The sequence below is a fragment of the Acinetobacter sp. 243_ASPC genome (assembly GCF_001054715.1).
GTDB classification, from domain to species: domain Bacteria; phylum Pseudomonadota; class Gammaproteobacteria; order Pseudomonadales; family Moraxellaceae; genus Acinetobacter; species Acinetobacter soli.
Genome location: NZ_JVOR01000010.1, coordinates 23218 through 44985, shown reverse-complemented (window position 1 = coordinate 44985; position 21768 = coordinate 23218). Strand labels below are relative to the sequence as shown.

Annotated in this window: 22 protein-coding genes; 8 read left to right on the top strand and 14 right to left on the bottom strand. The window is 40.4% G+C overall.

Annotation, left to right across the window (positions count from 1 at the left end):
- Positions 1-11: 11 nt before the first annotated feature.
- From ADA42_RS01335 to rfbB, 7 genes are all read right to left on the bottom strand, one after another.
- Positions 12-1085, bottom strand: a complete 1074-nt coding sequence (locus ADA42_RS01335) for a glycosyltransferase (RefSeq protein WP_048763172.1) — start codon at positions 1083-1085, stop codon at positions 12-14.
- Entirely contained in the window at positions 1086-2009 is a 924-nt protein-coding gene (locus ADA42_RS01330; RefSeq protein ID WP_151676196.1) for a capsular polysaccharide synthesis protein, read from the bottom strand.
- Complete coding sequence (locus ADA42_RS01325) at positions 2009-3298, bottom strand: flippase (protein ID WP_081407801.1); 1290 nt, start codon at positions 3296-3298, stop codon at positions 2009-2011. Before ADA42_RS01325 ends, ADA42_RS01330 begins: the two co-directional genes overlap by 1 nt.
- A 3-nt stretch (positions 3299-3301) precedes the next feature.
- The gene (rfbC, locus tag ADA42_RS01320; protein ID WP_048763168.1) at positions 3302-3868 is read right to left on the bottom strand and encodes a dTDP-4-dehydrorhamnose 3,5-epimerase; all 567 of its coding nucleotides are present in this window, start codon (positions 3866-3868) and stop codon (positions 3302-3304) included.
- 67 nt (positions 3869-3935) lie between these two features.
- Complete coding sequence (gene rfbA, locus ADA42_RS01315; protein WP_004941783.1) at positions 3936-4826, bottom strand: glucose-1-phosphate thymidylyltransferase RfbA; 891 nt, start codon at positions 4824-4826, stop codon at positions 3936-3938.
- Positions 4823-5731, bottom strand: a complete 909-nt coding sequence (gene rfbD, locus ADA42_RS01310; RefSeq protein WP_048763167.1) for a dTDP-4-dehydrorhamnose reductase — start codon at positions 5729-5731, stop codon at positions 4823-4825. The genes rfbA and rfbD overlap by 4 nt, the downstream gene beginning before the upstream one ends.
- Before the next feature lie 13 nt (positions 5732-5744).
- Entirely contained in the window at positions 5745-6827 is a 1083-nt protein-coding gene (gene rfbB, locus ADA42_RS01305) for a dTDP-glucose 4,6-dehydratase (protein ID WP_048763165.1), read from the bottom strand.
- 465 nt (positions 6828-7292) lie between these two features.
- Here rfbB and ADA42_RS01300 point away from each other — a divergent pair, with 465 nt between their 5' ends.
- From ADA42_RS01300 to ADA42_RS01280, 5 genes are all read left to right on the top strand, one after another.
- Complete coding sequence (locus ADA42_RS01300) at positions 7293-8396, top strand: polysaccharide biosynthesis/export family protein (RefSeq protein WP_048763164.1); 1104 nt, start codon at positions 7293-7295, stop codon at positions 8394-8396.
- A gap of 1 nt (position 8397) precedes the next feature.
- A complete protein-coding gene (locus ADA42_RS01295) occupies positions 8398-8826 on the top strand; it encodes a low molecular weight protein-tyrosine-phosphatase (protein ID WP_048763162.1) in 429 nt (142 codons plus the stop codon).
- Between the two features lie 23 nt (positions 8827-8849).
- Positions 8850-11042, top strand: coding sequence for a polysaccharide biosynthesis tyrosine autokinase (locus tag ADA42_RS01290; protein WP_048763160.1), 2193 nt, complete (start codon positions 8850-8852; stop codon positions 11040-11042).
- A 181-nt stretch (positions 11043-11223) separates the two neighbouring features.
- Positions 11224-11931, top strand: a complete 708-nt coding sequence (locus ADA42_RS01285; protein ID WP_004941793.1) for an FKBP-type peptidyl-prolyl cis-trans isomerase — start codon at positions 11224-11226, stop codon at positions 11929-11931.
- 64 nt (positions 11932-11995) lie between these two features.
- Entirely contained in the window at positions 11996-12688 is a 693-nt protein-coding gene (locus ADA42_RS01280) for an FKBP-type peptidyl-prolyl cis-trans isomerase (protein WP_048763157.1), read from the top strand.
- Positions 12689-12788: 100 nt separating this feature from the next.
- On the opposite strand, the gene murJ is transcribed toward ADA42_RS01280, so the two are convergent.
- Positions 12789-14336: a murein biosynthesis integral membrane protein MurJ gene (gene murJ, locus ADA42_RS01275; protein WP_048763155.1), complete on the bottom strand. Its 1548-nt coding sequence runs from the start codon at positions 14334-14336 to the stop codon at positions 12789-12791.
- 52 nt (positions 14337-14388) lie between these two features.
- Complete coding sequence (gene ampD, locus ADA42_RS01270; RefSeq protein WP_048763153.1) at positions 14389-14979, bottom strand: 1,6-anhydro-N-acetylmuramyl-L-alanine amidase AmpD; 591 nt, start codon at positions 14977-14979, stop codon at positions 14389-14391.
- A gap of 177 nt (positions 14980-15156) precedes the next feature.
- On the opposite strand from ampD, the gene nadC reads away from it, so the two are divergent.
- Positions 15157-16002, top strand: a complete 846-nt coding sequence (gene nadC, locus ADA42_RS01265; protein WP_048763152.1) for a carboxylating nicotinate-nucleotide diphosphorylase — start codon at positions 15157-15159, stop codon at positions 16000-16002.
- Here nadC and ADA42_RS01260 read toward each other — a convergent pair.
- The 4 genes from ADA42_RS01260 to ADA42_RS01245 form a co-directional block, all read right to left on the bottom strand.
- Complete coding sequence (locus tag ADA42_RS01260) at positions 15999-16181, bottom strand: hypothetical protein (protein WP_004941799.1); 183 nt, start codon at positions 16179-16181, stop codon at positions 15999-16001. The genes nadC and ADA42_RS01260 overlap by 4 nt on opposite strands.
- 244 nt (positions 16182-16425) lie before the next feature.
- Complete coding sequence (rph, locus tag ADA42_RS01255; RefSeq protein ID WP_004941812.1) at positions 16426-17142, bottom strand: ribonuclease PH; 717 nt, start codon at positions 17140-17142, stop codon at positions 16426-16428.
- Between the two features lie 111 nt (positions 17143-17253).
- Positions 17254-18408, bottom strand: a complete 1155-nt coding sequence (locus ADA42_RS01250; RefSeq protein WP_048763150.1) for a fatty acid desaturase family protein — start codon at positions 18406-18408, stop codon at positions 17254-17256.
- A gap of 32 nt (positions 18409-18440) precedes the next feature.
- Positions 18441-19463: a flavin reductase family protein gene (locus tag ADA42_RS01245; RefSeq protein ID WP_048763148.1), complete on the bottom strand. Its 1023-nt coding sequence runs from the start codon at positions 19461-19463 to the stop codon at positions 18441-18443.
- Positions 19464-19654: 191 nt separating this feature from the next.
- On the opposite strand from ADA42_RS01245, the gene ADA42_RS01240 reads away from it, so the two are divergent.
- Both ADA42_RS01240 and ADA42_RS01235 read left to right on the top strand, forming a co-directional pair.
- A complete protein-coding gene (locus ADA42_RS01240; RefSeq protein ID WP_004941819.1) occupies positions 19655-20290 on the top strand; it encodes a TetR family transcriptional regulator in 636 nt (211 codons plus the stop codon).
- 129 nt (positions 20291-20419) lie between these two features.
- A complete protein-coding gene (locus ADA42_RS01235; RefSeq protein WP_048763146.1) occupies positions 20420-21055 on the top strand; it encodes a TetR/AcrR family transcriptional regulator in 636 nt (211 codons plus the stop codon).
- A gap of 79 nt (positions 21056-21134) precedes the next feature.
- Here the strand turns inward: ADA42_RS01235 and ADA42_RS01230 are convergent, their stop codons facing one another.
- The gene (locus tag ADA42_RS01230; protein WP_004941825.1) at positions 21135-21755 is read right to left on the bottom strand and encodes a thiol:disulfide interchange protein DsbA/DsbL; all 621 of its coding nucleotides are present in this window, start codon (positions 21753-21755) and stop codon (positions 21135-21137) included.
- Between the last annotated feature and the right edge of the window lie 13 nt (positions 21756-21768).

Here is a 21768-nt window from a genome sequence, read left to right as displayed (position 1 = left end):
TCAAGACCCATCTATTTCACTAATTCACAAATTTCTTTTGCAATAATATTAACTTGATATTTTTTTTCAGCAATTTCTCTACCCTTAAAACCTAAGTTTAGTCTTAAATTCTCATCTTTAATTAATAAGCTTAAAGCCTTAGATAAACCTAAAATATCTTTTTCTTTGATAAGCAGTCCACTTACATTATTTTCAATAATATATGATGGACCACCACAATCAAATGCAACAACAGCTTTTGAAAAATTCCAAGCTTCGATGATTGTTCTCCCAAACGTTTCAGGACCACCAAAGTCTGAAATAGACGTTATTGTAACTATGTCTGCTTTTTCAAAATATTGATTAATATCATTAGTGTATGATATAAATTCTATATTATCAGCTAAATTTAAGTTTTGAACTAATTTTTTTAATTCATTAAGATATTCCAAATCAGCACTATCACCGATTATTTTCACAACATAATTTTTAGCATCAATCAGAGCACAAGCTTCTATTAAATATTCGATTCCTTTCCATCTAGATATCATAGCAACAGATATGATTTCTATTTTTTTATCCTTATGATTTTTAAGTACTTCTTTTTTTGGAACCAAATCTATAGGATCAGCTATTACAACTTGATTTGAGTTAAAGTAAGAAGCATATTCACTCACGGCTTTACTAGGTATGCATAACCTTGCATCAAATAAAATTTTCTTGATTAGCCATTTAAATTTCCAACTATAATCTCTTACAAAAAAAGCTTTCTTTGTCTTTTTTGAGAAAAATCTAATAAAAGATCCTAAAATCCCTAGATAGAATGCAGCCTTATTGGTATTAGCTACTATTAAATCAGGCTTATGAAAGTAAATTTCTTTTATTAATTTAATAAAATTAGAAACAAGGAAAAATAAATTCTTATCATCCTTTAACAAAATAATATGGAAATTTGATGATTTTAATACAAGATTTTCATAATGTTTTTTATTTTCAACAAATATTATTAACTTGTTATGGTTTGCAATATCTACAGATAATAATTCTACACTACGCTCGCTACCACCATAACCAGAGGCATTTGATAATATAAAGATTGTGGCCACTTAATATACTCCAGAATCATGATCTTTGAAATTTTTAAGCAAAACACTTTTAGAGTTAAATATTCTATATTTCAGAAAAAAATCAACTGGCTTTCTAGTATCTGATGTAAATTTTATTAGCTTAGGAGTAAATACAAACTTATAATTTTTAAATAACAAACATGTAGCAATAGCGTAACCATTCCAATTATAATTATAATTATAATAATGACCAACAGAACCAGATGAAGCATATAATATGTTATATTTTCTAGATCTCAAACATACTATAGCAGATATATAACACAATAGATATTCAGGTCGCGATAGATTTTGTACAATCTCTACATTAAACATTATATTTGAATAATATTTTTTTGGATTTTTACTGGTTATACATTTCCTGAATTCATCTCTCCAATCTTTAATAAATCTGCTTTGTAATGGTGCAACAATCAGCCAATTTTCTGAAATTGGATTTTTTATATCTAAAGTACATTCATCAGAATAAAAAAGAAAAGCGTCATGACTAGTAAGTTTCGATAATATCCAGTCTAAGTTTTCAGTAAGAAAAATACTAGCATCCATCCAAACGCCACCATAATTTGTTAGAAGCTCCAACCTAATCAAATCTGCTTTTTGTGCAGGCAAAACATCCTCGTTCAATAACGGTAAATCTATGTATTGATTGATGTTACTTGAATTCAAAATATTAACTTCATAATCAAAACAATGAGTTTTGACACTTTTAATGCATAATTTTACTATATTAGGTATATTATCTGTGTCCCAGTACATCCAAATAATTTTAGGTACAGTTAATTCAACTTTTTCAACGTTCAAATCTTTATTAATTTCAATAAAATTAACAGGTATCTTATTGTATTGTCGCTTAAGAAGGACTTGCAATATAATAAAAAAAGTTTTAATAAATTTAAATATCATTATTTCCCCACTATATACTTAAAAGAATCTTTCAAATGAGTTAATTTAAAATGATTAAAATAAAATATCTGAATATTATTTCTTTTTAATACCCACAGCTGATATACTGATATCAATATCTCACTTAATGTCCATATCAAAGCAATTGTTACAGCCCCACCAAAAGGAAGAATAATCAAGCTTGCTGAAACACTAAGTATTGAAACAATGAATTGAATTTTTACAAAATCTTTATCTAACCCAATATTTAACATTACTTGACCACCTATCAAGATACCATAAAATACAGCAGCTAGACCAAAGGATAAAATTACAAGAATTTTATAAGAATCTAAAAACTCATTACCAAATAATATTAGTATTAAAAAATACCCTGTCAAAATTAGCCCACATAGCACAATAAGAGTAATGATATTAAAGATAGGAAGAATTTTTTTTACAGCCTCAACTCCAATTATTTGGCTTTCACCGAATTTTCTAGCCAAAATAGGAAATACAACTTGGTAAATTGGCATTGCTACTACATTTTTTGCCAGCTCTATAATTTTTTGTGCTGCTCCATAGTAACCTACTTCGACTTTGGTCGATAATGCTCCCAAAATAACTATGCCAGTCGTTGTATATAGATTAGTTACAATACTAGAAAGAAAAAGATATTTATCCTCTATTAAGTATTTAATCACCTCTTTAAACTTGACAAATTTTAAATAAATATTAAATTTCTTACAAATATAATAAAATCCAATAATTGCTATAACTAAATTTGAAAAATTTAACAAGATTGCATATTTTATAACATCATCTTTAGATTTTATTAAAATTACAACTCCAATTGTTACAGCCAATTTAGCAACAAAATTAAAAATTGCAATTTGCTTAAACATATTTTTAGCTTGTAGAAACCACATATTGGTAAATATTGGAACTAAACAAGATAAAAAGAAAATACTAAGCAATAAATAATTTTCTCTTAAATCATTAATAAGAAATAATGAGATAGAAAACAAAATAATACTAACTAAAAACAAATAACATCTTGCTGTTAAGATTGTATTAAACACCTTAACCGGATCAAGCTCATCTTTGGAAATTCTTCTTACACCTGTAAAATTAAAAGAATAATCAATTAATAATACAAAATATGCTGTAATTGCTGTAATATAGGTTATTAAACCTAAATTTTCAGGGCCAAATGCTCTGGCAAGAATAGGGATATTTATTAATGGTAAAAGATAATTTGCTACTTGAACCATTAGCATATAAGACAAGTTTTTTATATTATTGTTCATTAGCTACTTAAACTTATCAGCATTGATAAAAGTTGATGCTGTTCGATCTTTATCAGTCAATTTTAATTCAGTCCCTTCTTCAACAGGCCAATCAATCGCAAGATCTGGATCATTCCATACAATACTTCTTTCACATTCCTTAGAGTAGTAATTCGTGGTCTTATATAAAAACTGAGTATTATCTTCGAGTGCTATGAATCCATGTGCAAAACCAGCAGGAATCCAAAACTGTTTGTGGTTTTCACCTGTAAGCTCAAGCCCTACCCACTCCCCAAATGTTGGTGAGTTTTCACGAATATCTACTGCCACATCCCACGCTCGGCCCTGTACCACACGTACCAGTTTACCTTGCGCATGCGGATTAAGCTGATAATGCAAACCGCGCAATACGCCTTTTTGTGAAAACGAGTGATTATCTTGTACAAATTGTGGCACATCTAAATCACGCTCAGTAAGCGCCTGCTCAAAGTTTTTTTGGTTAAAACTTTCCATAAACCAGCCACGGTCATCACCAAATACACGCGGCTCTAAAATGAGTAAACCATTGATTTTAGTTTCAATAATATTCATTACGACAATATCCAGTGTAGTTTATATGCAAGGCATCATGTTGATTTAGATAATGACTTGATTACATTTATTTTGAATGTTCTTGATGCAATTTTAACAAGTACTGACCATATCCAGTTTTCTTAAAAAATTCACCACGTGCTTTAAGTTGGTTTAAATCGATCCAGCCATTGTTAAAAGAAATCTCTTCTAAACTGGCAACTTTTAAACCCTGACGATGCTCAATGGTTTGTACAAACTGACTCGCTTCAATCAGTGAATCATGTGTACCTGTATCTAGCCATGCAAAACCTCGGCCAAGTACTTCTACATTTAGCGCTTGTTGCTGTAAATAAATATTATTTACGTCGGTAATTTCAAGCTCCCCGCGATGTGATGGTTTAATATTTTTGGCAATCTCAACCACCGAATTGTCGTAAAAATATAAACCCGTCACTGCATAATTCGATTTTGGCTGCTCTGGTTTTTCTTCAATACTTAAAGCTTTACCCGATGCATCAAAATCGACCACACCAAAACGCTCTGGATCACTCACATAGTAGCCAAATACTGTTGCACCCGTCTGTTGCTCGGCTGCACGCTTGAGCTGCTGCCCAAAACTTTGACCGTAAAAAATATTGTCACCCAAAATTAGAGTGACATTATCTTGACCAATAAACTCTTCGCCCAAAATAAATGCTTGAGCAAGCCCATCAGGAGATGGTTGAACTTTGTAAGAGAGTTTGATTCCAAGCTCTTCACCTGTTCCTAAAAGTTTTTCAAAGTTTGGTAAGTCTTCTGGGGTAGATATAATTAAAATTTCACTAATCCCTGCCAGCATAAGCACAGACAGTGGATAATAAATCATGGGTTTGTCATAAATTGGAAGTAGCTGTTTTGATGTACCCATGGTAATTGGATACAAGCGTGTGCCAGAGCCGCCCGCTAAAATAATCCCTTTACGGTTTGTTTGTGTCATGGGAGAAGCTCCTCTAATACTTGTGTTACACCTTGCTGCCAGTGAGGAAGATGCAATTTAAAATTTTGTTCTAGCTTGTTGGTGTTTAAACGTGAATTCAGCGGGCGTTTTGCCGGTGTTGGGTATGCCGATGTTTCAATTGGATTTACTTTATTTAAAGCTAAAACTTGCCCTGTATGTCGTGCATGTGCAAAAACAAATTGAGCGTAATCATGCCATGTAGTTTCACCTTTTGGCGCCAAATGATAATGACCATGCAGATTTTGTTTTTCAGTTTCAGATTGTAAGGTGTAATAGCGAATCGCTTGAGCCGTAACATCAGCAATCAGTGCTGCGCCTGTAGGCACCCCAACCTGATCATGAATGATACTCAGCTCTTCTTTGGCCTGAGCCAGTTTGAGCATGGTTTTTATAAAGTTATTGCCTCGTGCGGCATATACCCAGCAGGTACGAAAGTTTAAAAACCGAACATTGCTCTGTTCAAGTGCTAACTCGCCTTCACGTTTGGTGAGGCCATAGTAATTCACTGGTGAGGTTAGATCATCTTCATTCCATGGAGCAATACCATCTCCACTAAAAACATAGTCAGTCGAGTAATGAATCAACAGTGCATGATGCTTTTTGCACTCACTAGCCAAATGCTTCACTGCTTGCGCATTGATAAGCTGTGCCTGTTGCTGATCAGATTCGGCTTTATCAACTGCAGTATATGCGGTGGCATTCACGACGATATCTGGATTAATTTTATCAAACACATCAGAAATGGCAGCAAAGTCTGCAACATTGCCACTGAAACCCTCAGATGACCTATTGCGATCAAGTGCAACCACTTCGCCAAGCGGTTGGAGTGCGCGTTGCAACTCCCACCCAACTTGACCATTTTTTCCAAGCAACAGTATTTTCATAGTTTCACGCAACTTAATTCATCTTTTCGGTGGTTGTATACTGTTGCTGAATCCAGTTTTGATATTCACCACTTTGAATATGCTGTACCCAGTCTTGATTGTTTAAGTACCACTGCACTGTTTTTCTAAGGCCTGTCTCAAAGCTTTCTTGCGGCACCCAGCCTAAATCTTGCTGGATTTTACTTGCATCAATCGCATAGCGCAAATCATGTCCCGGACGATCTGTCACATAAGTGATCAGGTCCTGATAACGTGCTAAACCTTCAGGTTTGTTTGGAGCAAGCTCTTCTAAAAGTTCGCAAATTGCTTTGACCACATCAATATTTTTTTGCTCGTTGTGACCGCCAATGTTGTAAGTTTCACCCACTGCTGCTTCTGTGACTACTTTATAAAGTGCGCGGGCATGATCTTCTACATACAACCAGTCACGAATTTGTGTACCATTTCCATATACAGGTAGTGGCTTACCCGCCAGTGCATTTAAAATCACCAGCGGAATGAGTTTTTCAGGGAAATGGAACGGCCCATAGTTGTTTGAACAATTGGTGAGTACAACTGGTAAGCCGTACGTACGGTACCATGCTCTAACCAAGTGATCCGAACTGGCTTTACTGGCAGAGTAAGGTGAACTTGGAGCATAAGGTGTTGTTTCTAAAAACAGATCTTCTGTACCTTCTAAATCGCCATACACTTCATCTGTTGAAATATGATGAAATCGAAATGCTTGTTTTTTATTTTGATCTAGTTGATTCCAGTAATGGCGTGCTGCCTCAAGTAGTTGGTAGGTACCAATAATATTGGTTTCAATAAACGCCGCAGGGCCAGTAATTGAACGGTCGACATGCGATTCAGCAGCTAAATGCATCACGGCATCGGGTTGAAAATTTTCAAATAATTTATCTAAAGCAGCGCGATCACAGATGTCAGTTTGAGAAAATGTGTATCGCGGATTTTTAGCAATACGTGCTAAAGATTCTAAATTTCCTGCATAAGTCAATTTATCTACGTTAAGTACTTCATTTTCTGTATTTTCAATAACATGACGAACAACGGCTGAACCAATAAAACCCGCGCCACCTGTAATTAATATTTTCATATATTTCCTGTAATACGACTTAAATGCTTGATCTATCAGTTGGTTGATTCATCTTATGGAAGAAATCGTCTTTATCTATGTTTAAAATAGAATATGTTTATGACATATTTGATAAAAACCGTTATCTGGTCTTTATCTCTTTAAAAGATTTAATTTACAACTCAAATTCATATTTAACTTAGCCGCAAATAATAGCTTCGATTTCAAGGTTTTTAAATAGAAAACTTCAAGCATTTAAAGCAATTTTCTCAAGCATGGGCACTATCGTTGTAAAAAAGTAAAAAATGACGAGAGAAGATCATTTTGCCAATAGTGTGAAGGCTTTTTCGTTCAGACTCATTTTTTCGCTAAACATACAAACTTAAGTTGAAAACGCTATAACTCTCATAAATTATGGTCTAGAATGTCGCGTTATAACGACATTTTAAAATATCACGCTAAAGCTTACAATCTAAGGGTTTCAATGTGAAGTATAAAAGCACTTTACTTTTTTTATCGTCCTGTTTTATAGGTTTATCAGGTTGTGCCGTTACTTCAGGTTTGCAAACACACGACATACCTGAACAAGGCACTTATGTAACCGATCAAGGCGCTCAGGTTTCAATTGTACAGCTCAACCAAACCAATTTGCCTAAACTACAGCCCGCTGAAAATATTCGCTATCAATCGGATATTGCAGCTTTATTTAGAGCATCACACCAGTTATACCGCTTAAGAGCAGGTGATGTTTTATCTATACAGCTTTGGGCCTATCCTGAAATTACACCTCCTCTTCAAGATGGAAATAACATTAAAGGCATTGGTTACCCTATTGATAGTAATGGGAATATCTACTTACCTTTAATTGGAAAAGTACAAGCACAGGGTAAAAGTGTTTCTGAGCTGACTCAGCACCTCCGCGCCAGATTTGCTCAGTACTTAAAAGCGCCGGATGTCGTGGTTCGTGTACTCTCTTATGAAGGTAGCCGTTACTTTGTAAATGGCCAAGTCATGAAAAGCGGACAATATACCTTAAATGACCAGCCGATTAGTATTTACACGGCGCTCAGTATGGCCGGTGGCGTAAATACCGAAACAGGTGACAATACCTCTATTCAGCTCATTCGAAATGGTAAAACCTTCGATTTAAATGCAATAAGCCTAGAAAAACAGGGTTATTCTTTACACAATTTATTGATTCAACCCAACGATACGATTTTTGTAAATACCAAACAAAATCAGAAACTTTACGTGATGGGTGAGTCGAATAAAAGTCAAGCACTTGCTTTACGCGATCAGGGCATGACTTTAAGTGATGTATTGGGTGAAAGCGAAGGGATTAACCCATATTCGGCTAGTGCTGCCCGAATTTACGTGATGCGTACGAACTTACAAGATCGTACATCAAAGCTGTATCATTTAGATTTGTCTAACCTCGGCAACTTGGCTTTGGCCAATCAGTTCCAGATGCAAAAAAATGATATTGTGTATATCGATGCAACGGGCCTGACTCGCTGGCAACGTGTGATTGGGCAAATCGTTCCATTCGCAAGCGCAATTTATTCATTTAAGATTCTTGGAAATAACTAAAATGCAAATCCAAAATGTTTTGGTCATTTGTGTGGGTAATATTTGCCGCAGCCCGATGGCCGAATATCTGCTAAAACAAGAGCATCCTGAGTTACATATAGAATCGGCCGGTATTTCTGGTTTGACTGGCCATAGTGCAGATGATAAAGCCATTAAATGTATGGATGCCTTAAATATTGATATACGCAACCATGTGGCACGTAAGTTGAATGCAGAGATGATCAAGAAAGCCGATCTTGTGCTGGTCATGAGCAATAATCAGCAAAAACATATTGAGCAGACTTGGCCATTTGCTAAAGGTAAAACCTTTCGATTAGGTCATTGGCAGGGGCAAAATGTACCCGACCCATATCAGCATGATCAGGCCTTTTTTGACCAAACTTGTATCAACATTCAGTCGTATGTCGCGGACTGGGCATCACATCTATAATTTGAAGAAGTAACATCGACACTATGAGCCAAAATTCAAATACCAATGAAGACACAATCGATTTAAAAGAGTTGCTCTTCTCCTTAATTGCACAATGGAAATTGATTGCCGTCTGCACCTTATTCTGTCTTATTTGCGCCCTTCTTTATCTGCGGGTTTCTCCAAGTATTTATGCGACAGATGCCATGATACAAGTTGAAGACAGTAAAAGCGCTGCATCTCAAGCACTTTTAGGTGAGCTTGGAAACATCGCTGGTGGTGCAGGTCAAAAATCCCCAGCAGACGCTGAGATTGAAATTTTAAAGTCCAGATTAGTGCTTGGTAATGTTATTCAAAATTTAAATTTAAATATTCAAATAACGGATACCCAAGATACACTTCTTCACCGACTGTTTAATCGTGATAATACTCAAATCGATTACTCACACAAAGGCGTAGAATATAAAGATCCAACTCATGCTTTCTTTATTCAACGTTTAGATGTACCTGAGTACTATCTTGATAAACCCTTAAACTTAGAATTTAAACCTCAAACGCAGCAATTTAGTTTGAGCTATAAGGATATGCCTGTTTTTGAAGGCACGTTAAACAAAGAGAATATTCTTAAAGATGCTAAAGGCACATGGCAGGTACGAATCGACAGTCAAGTACCTTTTAATCGTACTTTTATACTTCGTCGTTTATCTGTCCCGACAGCAGTGAAAGAACTCACTCAAAACTACGCAGTGGCCGAAAAAGGCAAACTCACTGGTGTGGTGGGGCTCACTTACCAAGGCCAAGATCCTGTACATATTACGCAAGTACTGAATAATATTTTAACGGTATATCACGCGCAAAATATCGAGCGTAAATCGTTAGAAGCACAGCAAACGCTAAGCTTTCTAGACAAACAATTACCAGAACTTAAAAAGCAGCTTGAAGAGTCTGAGCTTAAGTTCAATAAATTTCGTGAACAATACAATACAGTTGATGTCACACAGGAATCTGAGCTGTTCTTGAAGCAAAATATTGCACTCGAAACGACAAAAATCGAGCTCAAACAAAAACAAGCCGAACTCGCAGCAAAATATACTAGTGATCATCCACTCATGGCTGAAATCAATGCTCAGCTCGATGCTGTGAATAAAAAGTCTGCCGAGTTAAATGCCACGATTAAAAGACTACCAGAGTTACAGCGCCAGTATCTGCAATATTATCGTGATGTAAAGGTCAATACGGAACTCTATACCAATTTACTCAATAACTATCAGCAGCTTAAAGTTGCGAATGCAGGTGAGATTGGCAATGTACGAGTGATCGATACCGCAATCGAACCTGTGAAACCAATTAAACCTAAGAAATTAATTGTGTTAATTTTATCTCTTTTTGTGGGAGGTTTTATTGGTGTACTGATTGCATTGATGCGTAAAATGCTCCGTACAGGCATTAAAGACTCTGCACAAATCGAAAATGAACTCGACCTACCAGTGTATGCTACAGTACCACGCTCGCCTATTCAGGAAAGTCGAATCAAATTGCTTAAAAAGAATAAAAGTATTCCAATTTTGTCGATTAAAAATAGCGACGATATTGCAATTGAAAGCTTGCGTAGTATGCGTACCGCCATTCACTTTGCTTTGGCAAATGCAAAAAACAATCTGATTATGATTGCAGGCCCAGCGCCTGAGGTAGGTAAGTCGTTTATTTCGGTGAACTTGGCCACGATTTTGGCGCAAAGTAATAAACGTGTACTTCTTATTGATGCAGACTTACGTCGTGGATACCTAAACAAATATTTCAATGTCGAGATTAAACCTGGCTTATCGGAATATTTAAGTGATCAGGCGAGCTTCGATTCGATCATCCATCATTCTGAAGTAACTGGCTTAGACATGATTACCCGAGGTAAAAGCCCTGCGAATCCGTCTGAAATGCTCGGTTCTGCTAAATTCAAAGCTTTTCTTGATGAAATCATGCAGCATTATGATCATGTCTTGATTGATACGCCGCCAGTACTTGCAGTGACTGACAGTATTATCATTTCGCAATATGCAGGGGTAAACCTGATTACTGCGCGTCATAATAAAACACAAATGAAAGAGCTTGAATTGACCGTAAGCCGCTTCGAACAGGCAGGCGTGAAAGTGAATGGCTTTATCTTAAATGACATTCAAAAGTCGAGCGGTGGTTATGGATATAACTATGCCTATAACTACGCTGCAGCAAAAGATGATTAATCATCTAATCTAATAAACTCAAAAAAGCCGAATCATCTGATTCGGCTTTTTCGTTTAAACAACGCAAACAGTATAAAAATCCACTCGTTTTTTTTTACAAACATTATATGCTAAACAGATGCATGCTAAGATCACATGTATTTTTAACATGATCAAATAAACATCTTTTTTGGAACATTGTATGAGTAAAGCCTTACCCGTTGCTGTCGCTATCATTTTAGGCGGTGCTGCACTTATTCCTGTTTATTACGCGACTCAGCATCCTGCAACAAATGTAGGCAGCAAGGCTGACCAAAATGCGTCTCCGGTGCAAAAAATCAGCTATGCGCTCGGTTATGAAGTTGCCAACCAAACACCTGCAGAGCTTGATGTTAATGCATTTGTACAGGGTATTCGTGATGGCCATGCTCATACACCTGCAGCCTACACACAAGAGCAGCTTCAAGCCGCCTATACTGCTTATCAGCAAGAAGCGCAGCAAAAAGAGCTTGAGCACGCCAAAAAGTCTGAATCGAGTAGCAATGACTTCTTAGCCGAAAATGCCAAAAAAGAAGGCGTTAAAACCACAGCATCAGGCTTGCAATACAAAATTATTACCGAGGGTACAGGTAAACGCCCAACAGCCACGTCTGTGGTCAAAGTTCACTACAAAGGTCAGCTCACCGATGGTAAGGTCTTCGATAGCTCGTATGATCGCGGCGAGCCGGTTGAATTCCCGCTCAATAAAGTGATTCCGGGCTGGACCGAAGGTTTGCAACTGCTCAAAGAAGGCGGCAAAGCGACTTTTTATATTCCGGCAAAACTCGGTTATGGCGAACAAGGTGTTCCAGGCATGATTCCGGCCAACAGCACCCTAATTTTTGATGTTGAGCTTCTCGAAGTAAAATAATCGCTCAAAGGAGAGTCATGTACTCTCCTTGTTTTTTATATGACATATAATTTGGATAAAAATGATGAAAAAAACTGTGCTCGGTTTGGTTTTAACCAGTCTGTCTGTTTCAGGCTTTGCAGCAATTACCAAGAATAGCCCGCAAAAAGATCAATTAGGCTATAGCTATGGATACGTGATGGGTCGTACCAATGCCGATACCCTAAAAGATCTCAACATTGAAGCTTTTGTGCAGGGCCTTAAAGAAGGTGCACAAGGCAAAGATGCCGCTTTGACGGATGAAGACATGGCCAAGGTGCTTAGTCAGTATAAAAAGCAAATGGAAGCCAAACAACTGTATGCTTATCAGCAACTGGCTCAGCAAAATCTGAAAAGTGGCGATGCATTCTTGGCAGAAAATGCGAAGAAATCAGGTGTGATCACCACTAAATCTGGTCTTCAATATCAAGTTTTGAGTGCAGGTAAAGGTAAATCACCTAAAGCCACATCACGAGTAAAAGTAAATTATGAAGGCCGCTTACTCGATGGCACCGTATTCGATAGTTCGATTGCGCGTAATCATCCGGTCGAGTTTCAACTCAGCCAAGTGATTCCGGGCTGGACAGAAGGCTTGCAACTGATGAAAGAAGGTGAAAAAGCACGTTTATTTGTGCCTGCCAAACTGGCCTACGGCGAAGTCGGCAGTGGTGATGCAATTGGGCCAAACAGTACGCTGATTTTTGATATTGAATTACTCGAAGTATTACCAGCCAAATAATTAAAAAAACCGCTGTCATCACAGCGGTTTTTTTAACGCTTCGCTTGTCTTGCGACACAAAATAAAGCGCAATTCATGTATTGCCACGCGCTGCTTTATTTTATGTCTCATGCTTTAGGTGGCGAGGTCTGAAGCCCGTTGCAAACAGTGCAATTGCATAGGCAGCCACACCCACTACACAAAAAACAATCACTTCGATGATGCGCATCAGCTGAGAAGACTGCCCATCGTACCAATGCAGTGCGCCCCATAGCGCCCCAATCATGGCTAAATTAGCGACAGTATACTGGAGTGCGAGTTTTTTCCAGTGTCCGCCAAAACGGAAAATATTACGCTTGTGCAGATAAAAATACAGCATTCCGGCATTCACCAAAGCCGAACCCGATGAGGCCAGCGCCAATGCCATATGTTCGGCTTTCCAGTCGATCAGCTTAAATAGCCCAATAAATATCACGTTTAAAAGCGCATTTGTGGCAACAGCAATCAAGCCCACTCGAACAGGAGTTTTGGTATCTTGCTGGGCGTAAAAACCCGGTGCAAATACCTTAATTAACATAAAGGCAATCACGCCACCACTCATGCATTGCAGGGCCAGTGCTGTCATTTTGGTGTCTTCCCAAGTAAACTCACCGCGCTGAAACAGCGCCTGAATAATCGGTGTCGACAGCATAAACAGTGCAATACTGGCAGGTAAACCCACCAATACAATCACGCGTGCAGCCCAGTCCAGCATCCCGCGAAACTTCTCCTGATTTTGCTCAGCATGACGGGCAGATAAAGAAGGCAAAATCACTGTCCCAATGGCAACACCGATGAGTCCGAGCGGTAGCTCGGTCATACGCTCGGCACTATAGAGCCACGAAACTGAACCATCCTGCATAAAAGATGCCCAAATAGTGTTGAGCAACAGGTTAATCTGAGTAACCGAAACACCAAACAAGGCCGGTAACATCAGTTTCATGATGCGCTCGACCCCTTCATGCTTGAAGTCAATTTTTGGTGGAATCAGGAGTTTTTTACGCCAAAGCTCTGGAATCTGGATCGCAAGCTGCAAAATACCCGCCCCAAGTACGGCCCAGCCCAGCGACATAATCGGCTGCTGCATATACGGCGTGAGCCACCATGCCCCTGCAATCATGGCCACGTTAAGCAAAACGGGAGAAAAAGCGGGTGAAGCAAACGAGCCATAACTGTTGAGAATACTGCTGGCAAATGCAGTCAGCGACATAAACATCAAGTAAGGAATGGTCAGACGAAACATTCCGACAGCCAGATCAAACTTTTCTGGATCATTGTGAAAACCGGGGGCATAGGCATAAATAATCACCGGTGCAATGATCATGGCCACTAAGGTAAGTAAGCTCATCACCATCAGCAGGCAACCAAACACCCGACTAATCAGAATTTGTACTTCAGCATGAGCACGACCCGTTTTATATTCGGTCAAAATAGGAATAAAGGCTTGTGAAAATGCACCCTCGGCAAACAAGCGCCTAAAAAAGTTTGGAATCCGAAACGCCACCACAAAGGTATCAAAATCTTTTCCTGCCCCAAACACATTGAGCAGGACCATATCGCGGACCAAACCCAATATGCGAGATAACATCGTCATTGCACTGACAATAAACGTCGATCGCCACAATGCCATCGCCTCTACCCACGCCTAAACACAAAGTCGTTATTGTAATGAAACTTGGATATTATTTCGTTGCGAAATCATGTCTAGCAGCAGTTTTTTTTGCATGAAGTTTTGCGCGAAAATGAGGCCAGTTAAAAAAAGGCCCCGGATCGGTTTTTCTGACGGGTGCGATATCGGAGTGCCCCGCAATATGTGTCTGGATTTTAGGATACGCACGCTGCAAACAACATGTGACATCGGCCAGTGTTTCGTACTGTTCTGGCTCAAAGGGCTGATCGTCACTGCCCTCCAGCTCAATGCCAATCGAATAATCGTTACACTCGACCTGACCAAGATACTGTGAGCGACCGGCATGCCATGCACGATCGTTAAAGTTTACAAACTGAATCACCTCACCGCTACGCAAAATCAGCAAATGTGCCGAAACGCACATACCTTCAATTTCTTTAAAATAAGGATGCAACGACCAGTCTAACTGGTTTTGAAAAAACTGCTGAATGTAATCGCCACCAAATTGTGAAGGCGGTAAACTGATATTGTGAATCACCAGCAAACACATCTCGGTCTGTGGCGGACGCTGATTAAAATTTGGCGAAGGCAACTGCTTTGCCCCGATTAACTGACCATCTTTGACTTCAAAACGCGGCATCATCTGAAACAACTCTCTTTTTTCGCCATAGCATTCGCAACATCATCCATCACGTATCGACAGATTGAAACTGCCGAGCGGTATCTGCATTTTAGGAATATTGTGCCAAGAATACTTATTTTTTAAAACGACAATGCTAATATATCGCTCAATTTTCTGGGTTACATCTTGGACGTACTTATGAGCATTCCACAATCATTGCTTGAACAATCGATTCAACTCAATATCCAACAGGCGTTGCACGAAGATATTGGTGATGGCGATATTACGGCATTGCTCACCCCAGAACACGAACAAGCAACTGCGACCATTATTACACGTGAAAACATGATCTTAGCCGGTCGTCCGTGGGTTGATGCGCTTATTCAACACTATGATCATCGAGTCAAAGTGGAGTGGCTCAAAGCCGAAGGTGAACACATTCAGGCGGGTGAAGCTTTTTTAAAATTGGCAGGTTCGGCACGTAGCCTTCTAACGGTCGAGCGCCCTGCATTGAATTTTATTCAAACTTTATCGGCAGTGGCGACCAAAGCTGCATTTTATGTGAAACAACTCGATGGCTTGCACACCAAACTGCTTGATACACGTAAAACCCTACCTGGTTTACGTATCGCACAAAAATATGCAGTAGCAATTGGTGGCGGACAAAATCATCGCCTCGGTTTATTCGATGCCTTTTTAATTAAAGAAAATCATATTATGGCAGCCGGTGGAATTGCACAGGCCATCGCGCAGGCGCGTCAAATTGCACCGAACAAGCCTGTCGAAGTAGAAGTAGAAACTTGGAATGAGCTGGAACAGGCCTTAGAGGCGGGTGCCGATATTGTAATGCTCGATAATTTTTCTCAACAGCAAATGATTGATGCGGTAAAGCATGTAGCAGGTCGCTGCAAACTTGAAGCCTCAGGTAATATTACGCTAGATAACTTGCGCGAAGTGGCAACAACGGGTGTCGACTATATTTCGATGGGTGTTTTAACCAAAGACGTCACTGCCATCGATTTATCGATGCGTTTTAATGCTTAAGCATCTTCATGCGCTGAGTTATTCGGCTGCTCAATAATTTTTTGAGTGGCCTGTGATGGTTTCGACTGATCCGGTTTTTGCCATGCAGAAGCCGATTGCTGATCTTGGCTCGGGCGCGGATCGGCTGCCATCACGGTAAACGTAATCACCGCACAAATCACAATAAATATTTGTAGCATAGTTGGCTCCCCTATTTCTCAATTTCAATGCTGAACAACTTTAATGAGTAAGCATGATCAGGATGGGCAGAGAGTGTAGGTGCTTCAATACAAAAGGTTACGCTTTGTGAAACAATTTGAAATCTTGTAACGAAGTTTCTGTTTTCACTATTTTTTTAGACCAGAAAGTGACGCCTAATCTGCATCATATTGTAAATAGACATAAAAAAACGCATCCTAAGATGCGTTTTTTATTGAAACTATTTTACCAGCCTAGTGCATCTTGCTGCTTTTTAATGAGCTGCTGAATTCCTTTTTCAGCCATTTCCAACATGGCATCGGCTTGTGTACGGGTAAACGGCTTGTCTTCTGCTGTACCCTGAATTTCAATAAATTCGCCCGACTGAGTCATGACGACGTTTAGATCAGTCTGACAGTTTGAATCTTCTTCATAGCACAAATCGAGCAAGACTTCGTCTTGATACATGCCTACAGAAATTGCAGCCACTAAGCCTTTAAGTGGATCATGCTTGATTTTTTTCTTTTCCAGTAACACGTTCATCGCATCGACCAACGCCACAGCAGCACCCGTAATGGCAGCAGTACGCGTTCCACCGTCAGCTTGGATCACATCGCAGTCGATAGTGATGGTATTTTCACCCAGCTTTTTCAAATCGACCATGGCACGCAGGCTTCGACCAATCAGACGTTGAATTTCCTGTGTACGTCCACTTTGCTTGCCACGCGCCGCTTCACGGTCACTACGTGTATGCGTTGAGCGCGGCAACATACCGTATTCGGCGGTTACCCAGCCCTGGCCTTGGCCTTTTAGAAAACGCGGCACGGAATGATCGATACTGGCAGTACATAAGACCTTGGTATGACCAAATTCAACCAATACGGAACCTTCTGCATAACGCGTATAATTGCGCGTAATTTTTACATCACGTAATTGATCGAGAGCACGTTGGTCAATACGCATAACTTATCCTTAATAGCCACTATTCAAATTGCTGCATAGTATAGCAAACCTGACTTTGAAGATTGGACAAATTTTCAGCGCCTCTTACAACTGTACAAAACAGCAACTGACTCAGGTGTACCCACCCAACAAGCGCTGTTTGATTTTCTGCCAGCGTCCAATCACTTTGATCGATACATCATTGGGTAACGAACATTTAGCAAGGCGAACCCATACACTCCAAAACTGTTGGGTAAAATTGGCTTCGTTGTAATGTACGCCATACGCTTCGCATAAGGCTTTTACTTTTGGTGCAACCTCGGCATAACGGTTGGCCGGCATGTCTGGAAACAAGTGATGCTCAATCTGATGGCTCAAGTTACCGCTTAAAATGTGTAACCATTCAGCACCACTAAAGTTGCTCGATCCGCGAATTTGGCGTAAGTACCACTGCGCGCGTGTTTCGGTAGCCGTATGGTCTTCTTCAAAGGTTTCAGCATCTTCGGTAAAGTGACCATTAAAAATCACCGCAGAAGACCATAAATTACGAATCACATTTGCGACAGCATTGCCCATAAAGACAGGAATCGCATTTGGGCCGGCAATGAGTGGAAAAAATACATAGTCTTTGCCCACCTGACGCACCACTTTTTTGCGCAGTTTGGCAGAGTCCAGCCAGACCTGTTTCCAGCTTCTGGTTTTATACACCAAGGCATCTTCCAGGTGCAGATTTTGTACACCGACATACCATTCAAAAAACAGCATCAGCTGCGCTGCCATCGGGATATTAAAAAGAAAGCGCGGTTCCCATTTTTGCTGCTCACTCACGCGTAGTAAGCCATAACCGACATCGTGATCTTTACCGAGGATATTGGTGTAAGTGTGGTGCACATAGTTATGCGTGTGTTTCCAGTCGTCGCCTGTAGCAATGGTGTCCCAGTCGTAATTGGCGCCGTTCAAACTCGGATCATTGAGCCAGTCAAACTGACCGTGCATGACGTTGTGTCCGAGTTCCATGTTTTCTACAATTTTAGAGACACCCAATAGCCCTGTTCCAAGAAGCCATACAGGTGGAATCCAGCCGCCAAACATCAGCATGCCACGTGAAGCAATTTCGCTGTAGCGGACAAAGTTGCGAATTTTATAGATATACAGTGCATCGGCTTCGCCTAAGTGATCCATCACCTCACGGCGAATCGTTTCAATCTCTTGGCCAAAGGCCTCGATTTGTTCAGGGCTTAAATAGCTCGATTTACTGTGTTCAGGAAATTTAACCGACATATTCATTGTTTTTCTCCGAATCCTGATCTTGTAACGTTTTATAGGTTAATCACGACAGGACTGACCGCCTGACTAACGCAAAGTTTGATCTGGGTATTGCTGCCATGATCAATTTCACCGGTCAGTATATTTTTGGTGCTTCCGCTGACTTTGGTGCATGTGCAGGTATTGCAAATTCCCATACGACAGCCATGCGCAGGGCGTAGTCCAGCCTGCTCGGCACTTTCAAGCAAGTTACCTCGGGCCTCAAATTGCTGCTGTGCGCGCATAAAAGTCACTGGCTGTGCCTCAAGCGACTCATCCACTTGGGTCTGGAAATACTCCATATGCAATTTGTCGCGGCACCCTAACTGGGTAAAAATGTCATCTGCTGCATGCATCATCGCCGAGGCACCACAGGCATAAACCTGACACTGTGCAAGATCGGATATGCGTTGATTTAAAAAATCCAAACTCAGATGCTGTGGCTGCTGTGCAGTATTAATGTGATGATAGCGGACTGTTTCGTGCTGATCGGCCACCTGCTGCAACATGGCATGAAAGGCATCGTCGCGAGTGAAGTAAACCACATCGATTTGCTCAGATTGCTGACGAAGCGCTTGTTGTAGCAAGGCATAAATGGCCGTAATGCCGCTGCCAGAGGCAATGAGTAATACACGATTCGCTACGGGCGCCAAAATAAAATCACCTTGCGGCTGCGAAATCTCAATCACCTGCCCCACATTAAGCTGGCTCATTGCGCCAGACACCTTGCCTTGTACCTTAACGCCTAAATCAATCTGACCATTGGGGTGGCTACGCATAATCGAATAACTGCGCTGCTGATGAACACCCTCAAGCACCAGCGTGACCAAGAGGCTTTGTCCGGCACGGATCTGCTGTGTATTAAAATGAGTATTCGGTAATAAAGACACTTGATAAAAATCAGGCGCTACGGCTTCAACCGCAACCACCTGTGCTTTGGCTTTCTTCCACGACCACATTGGGTTGACCTGTTCGAGTACAAAATCGACAAAGTCTTCACGAATCCATTGCGGCTGGTAGCGGGCTAACATGTTCATACGTTCCTCGTTTGTATCTGGCTATTTATATGAGTGAACAAATGTGCTTTTAGTGAACACTTGTACACAATAGGCGTTTTTTTTATTTCAGTCAACAGGTGTTCACTGATTTTTTGATTGCTTATTTTTACTTTTTTGAAATACCGATGCTTTTTGATAGACTCGTGGCAGGTTTTTATTAGGTCATGGGCATGTCGATCCGGGATGAACGTAAACAGCAAAGTCGTCAGGCATTACTCGATGCCGCGTTACAACTGAGTACAGGGGGTCGTTCATTTAGCAGTATCAGTCTGCGCGAAGTGGCCCGCGAGGTCGGTTTGGTTCCCACCGCGTTTTACCGGCATTTTCAAGATATGGATGCATTAGGACAAGAACTGGTCGATCAAGTTGCGCTTCATATTAAAAGTCTGATTCATCAGCTCGGTCAAAGTTATCTGCAACAAGCCAATTCACATCCGCAAACCAGTATTGAGCTGTTTTTTCAAGCCATCAACCGCAGCCCTCTAGAATGGCAATTTATGATTGCTGAGCGTTGGGGCGGCTCTGCGGCAGTACGTCAGGCCATTGCACGCGAAATCGACGATTTGATTGAAGATCTGGCCAGCGACCTGCGCAAACTGCCGATGTTTGAACATATTCAGCATTCTCAAGATTTAAAAGTGCTTTCCGATATTTTGATTAATATGTCTTTTACCTGGGCCATGACATGGCTAAGCCTGCCACGTCAATTACAAGAGCCTATGTTGTCTGATCAGCAACACAACTTTGTTGAAAATGCCACAACTCAAGTGCGCTTATTGTTCAGAGGCGTTGCAAACTGGGAATAGCGTGGCTTTTTTTGTTGATGACAGGTGATGCAACATGCTATAGATGGGAGGTATCACCAAAGACAACAGATAATTTCGCCCAAAGCAAATGGATGCTGGCGTGTGATCAAAACAGTGACAGGAATACTCATGAATCCAGATCGCCATCAACAATTTTTAATCCGTAAAGAACGCATCTTAAGTGTCGCCGAAAAGCTGTTATTGGAAAACAATCAGGAAATTACCCTAGACGAGCTGGTGGCAGAGCTTGATATCGCCAAAGGCACCCTCTACAAACATTTTAAAAGTAAAAATGAACTACTTTTAGAGCTGGTGATTCAAAATGAAAAGCGTTTGCTGGAGATTTCCCAACAGCACAATCGTGATTTCAAGGAATATGCACCAACCTACATGTTGCACCATTTGACGGCGCCTGCACGTACCATCTTGCTGCATCAGCTTGAAGAAAATCTGACCATGACCGAATCGAAGCTGAATCACCTATTCGAAGCGCTCTACGAGATTCGTCAGGCACGTATTCTGGCCATTAAGGACATCACCGAGGCCTATTTGAAATCGGTCAATTACGATATGTCGATTCGTGATTACCTGTCATACATTTGGTCACTGACGTATGGTGCGGCACTGTTGCTCAATTCGAGCTATTATCAGCGTTCGATTGGCTCACGACAAAAACTGATCAACTTGTATATCAATCAGGCGCTTTCTTTACCTGCGCAGTCGATCAATCTGGATGCATTCGAGATTGAACCCAAAGATGCCTAACCTTGCAAAAGCAGCATGTACAAAAAAGGTTTCTGATGTTCAGAAACCTTTTTATTAGAGCTGGTATCGATTTTGTGGGTTATTTTTTCGCAGCGCGCTCTTTTTGCACCAGATAGTTCACCACCTGAACCACTTTACCATCTTCACCCTGTACCACGTATTTGCCGTTCACCACCACAGCCGGCACGCCCGTTAATTGATACTGCTGCGCCAGTTTGTTCGATTCAGCAATTTTGGCCGTAATCGGGAAAGAGTTAAACATGCTGTTGAACTTTTGCTCTGGCACGCCATAGTTCACATAAAACTTGGCCAAAGATGCCTGATCAAAAATTTGCTGGTTTTGGGCATGGATCGCATGGAACAACGGGAGATGCGTTTTTTGACGTACACCCAGCGCTTCAGACACATAATAGGCACGAGCACCCTGCTCCCAGACTTTATTCATGGCAGCCGGCGTGCGCAAGAAATTCACGTCTTTTGGCAGTTGCTTTAACCATGTTTGCATGTATGGCTCAAGCTTATAACAGTGCGGACAGCCGTACCAGAAAAACTCACGTACTTCAATTTTGCCCGGTACCGCGACTTTACCCGGGTTTGCAATCACGGTGTAGTCCTTGCCTGCCACAAAATCGGCTGCCATCGTGGTGCCCGAAAAGGCCATTATTGCAGCAGAAAGTCCGCCCAAAACAAATTTTTTCATTGTCCGTATTATC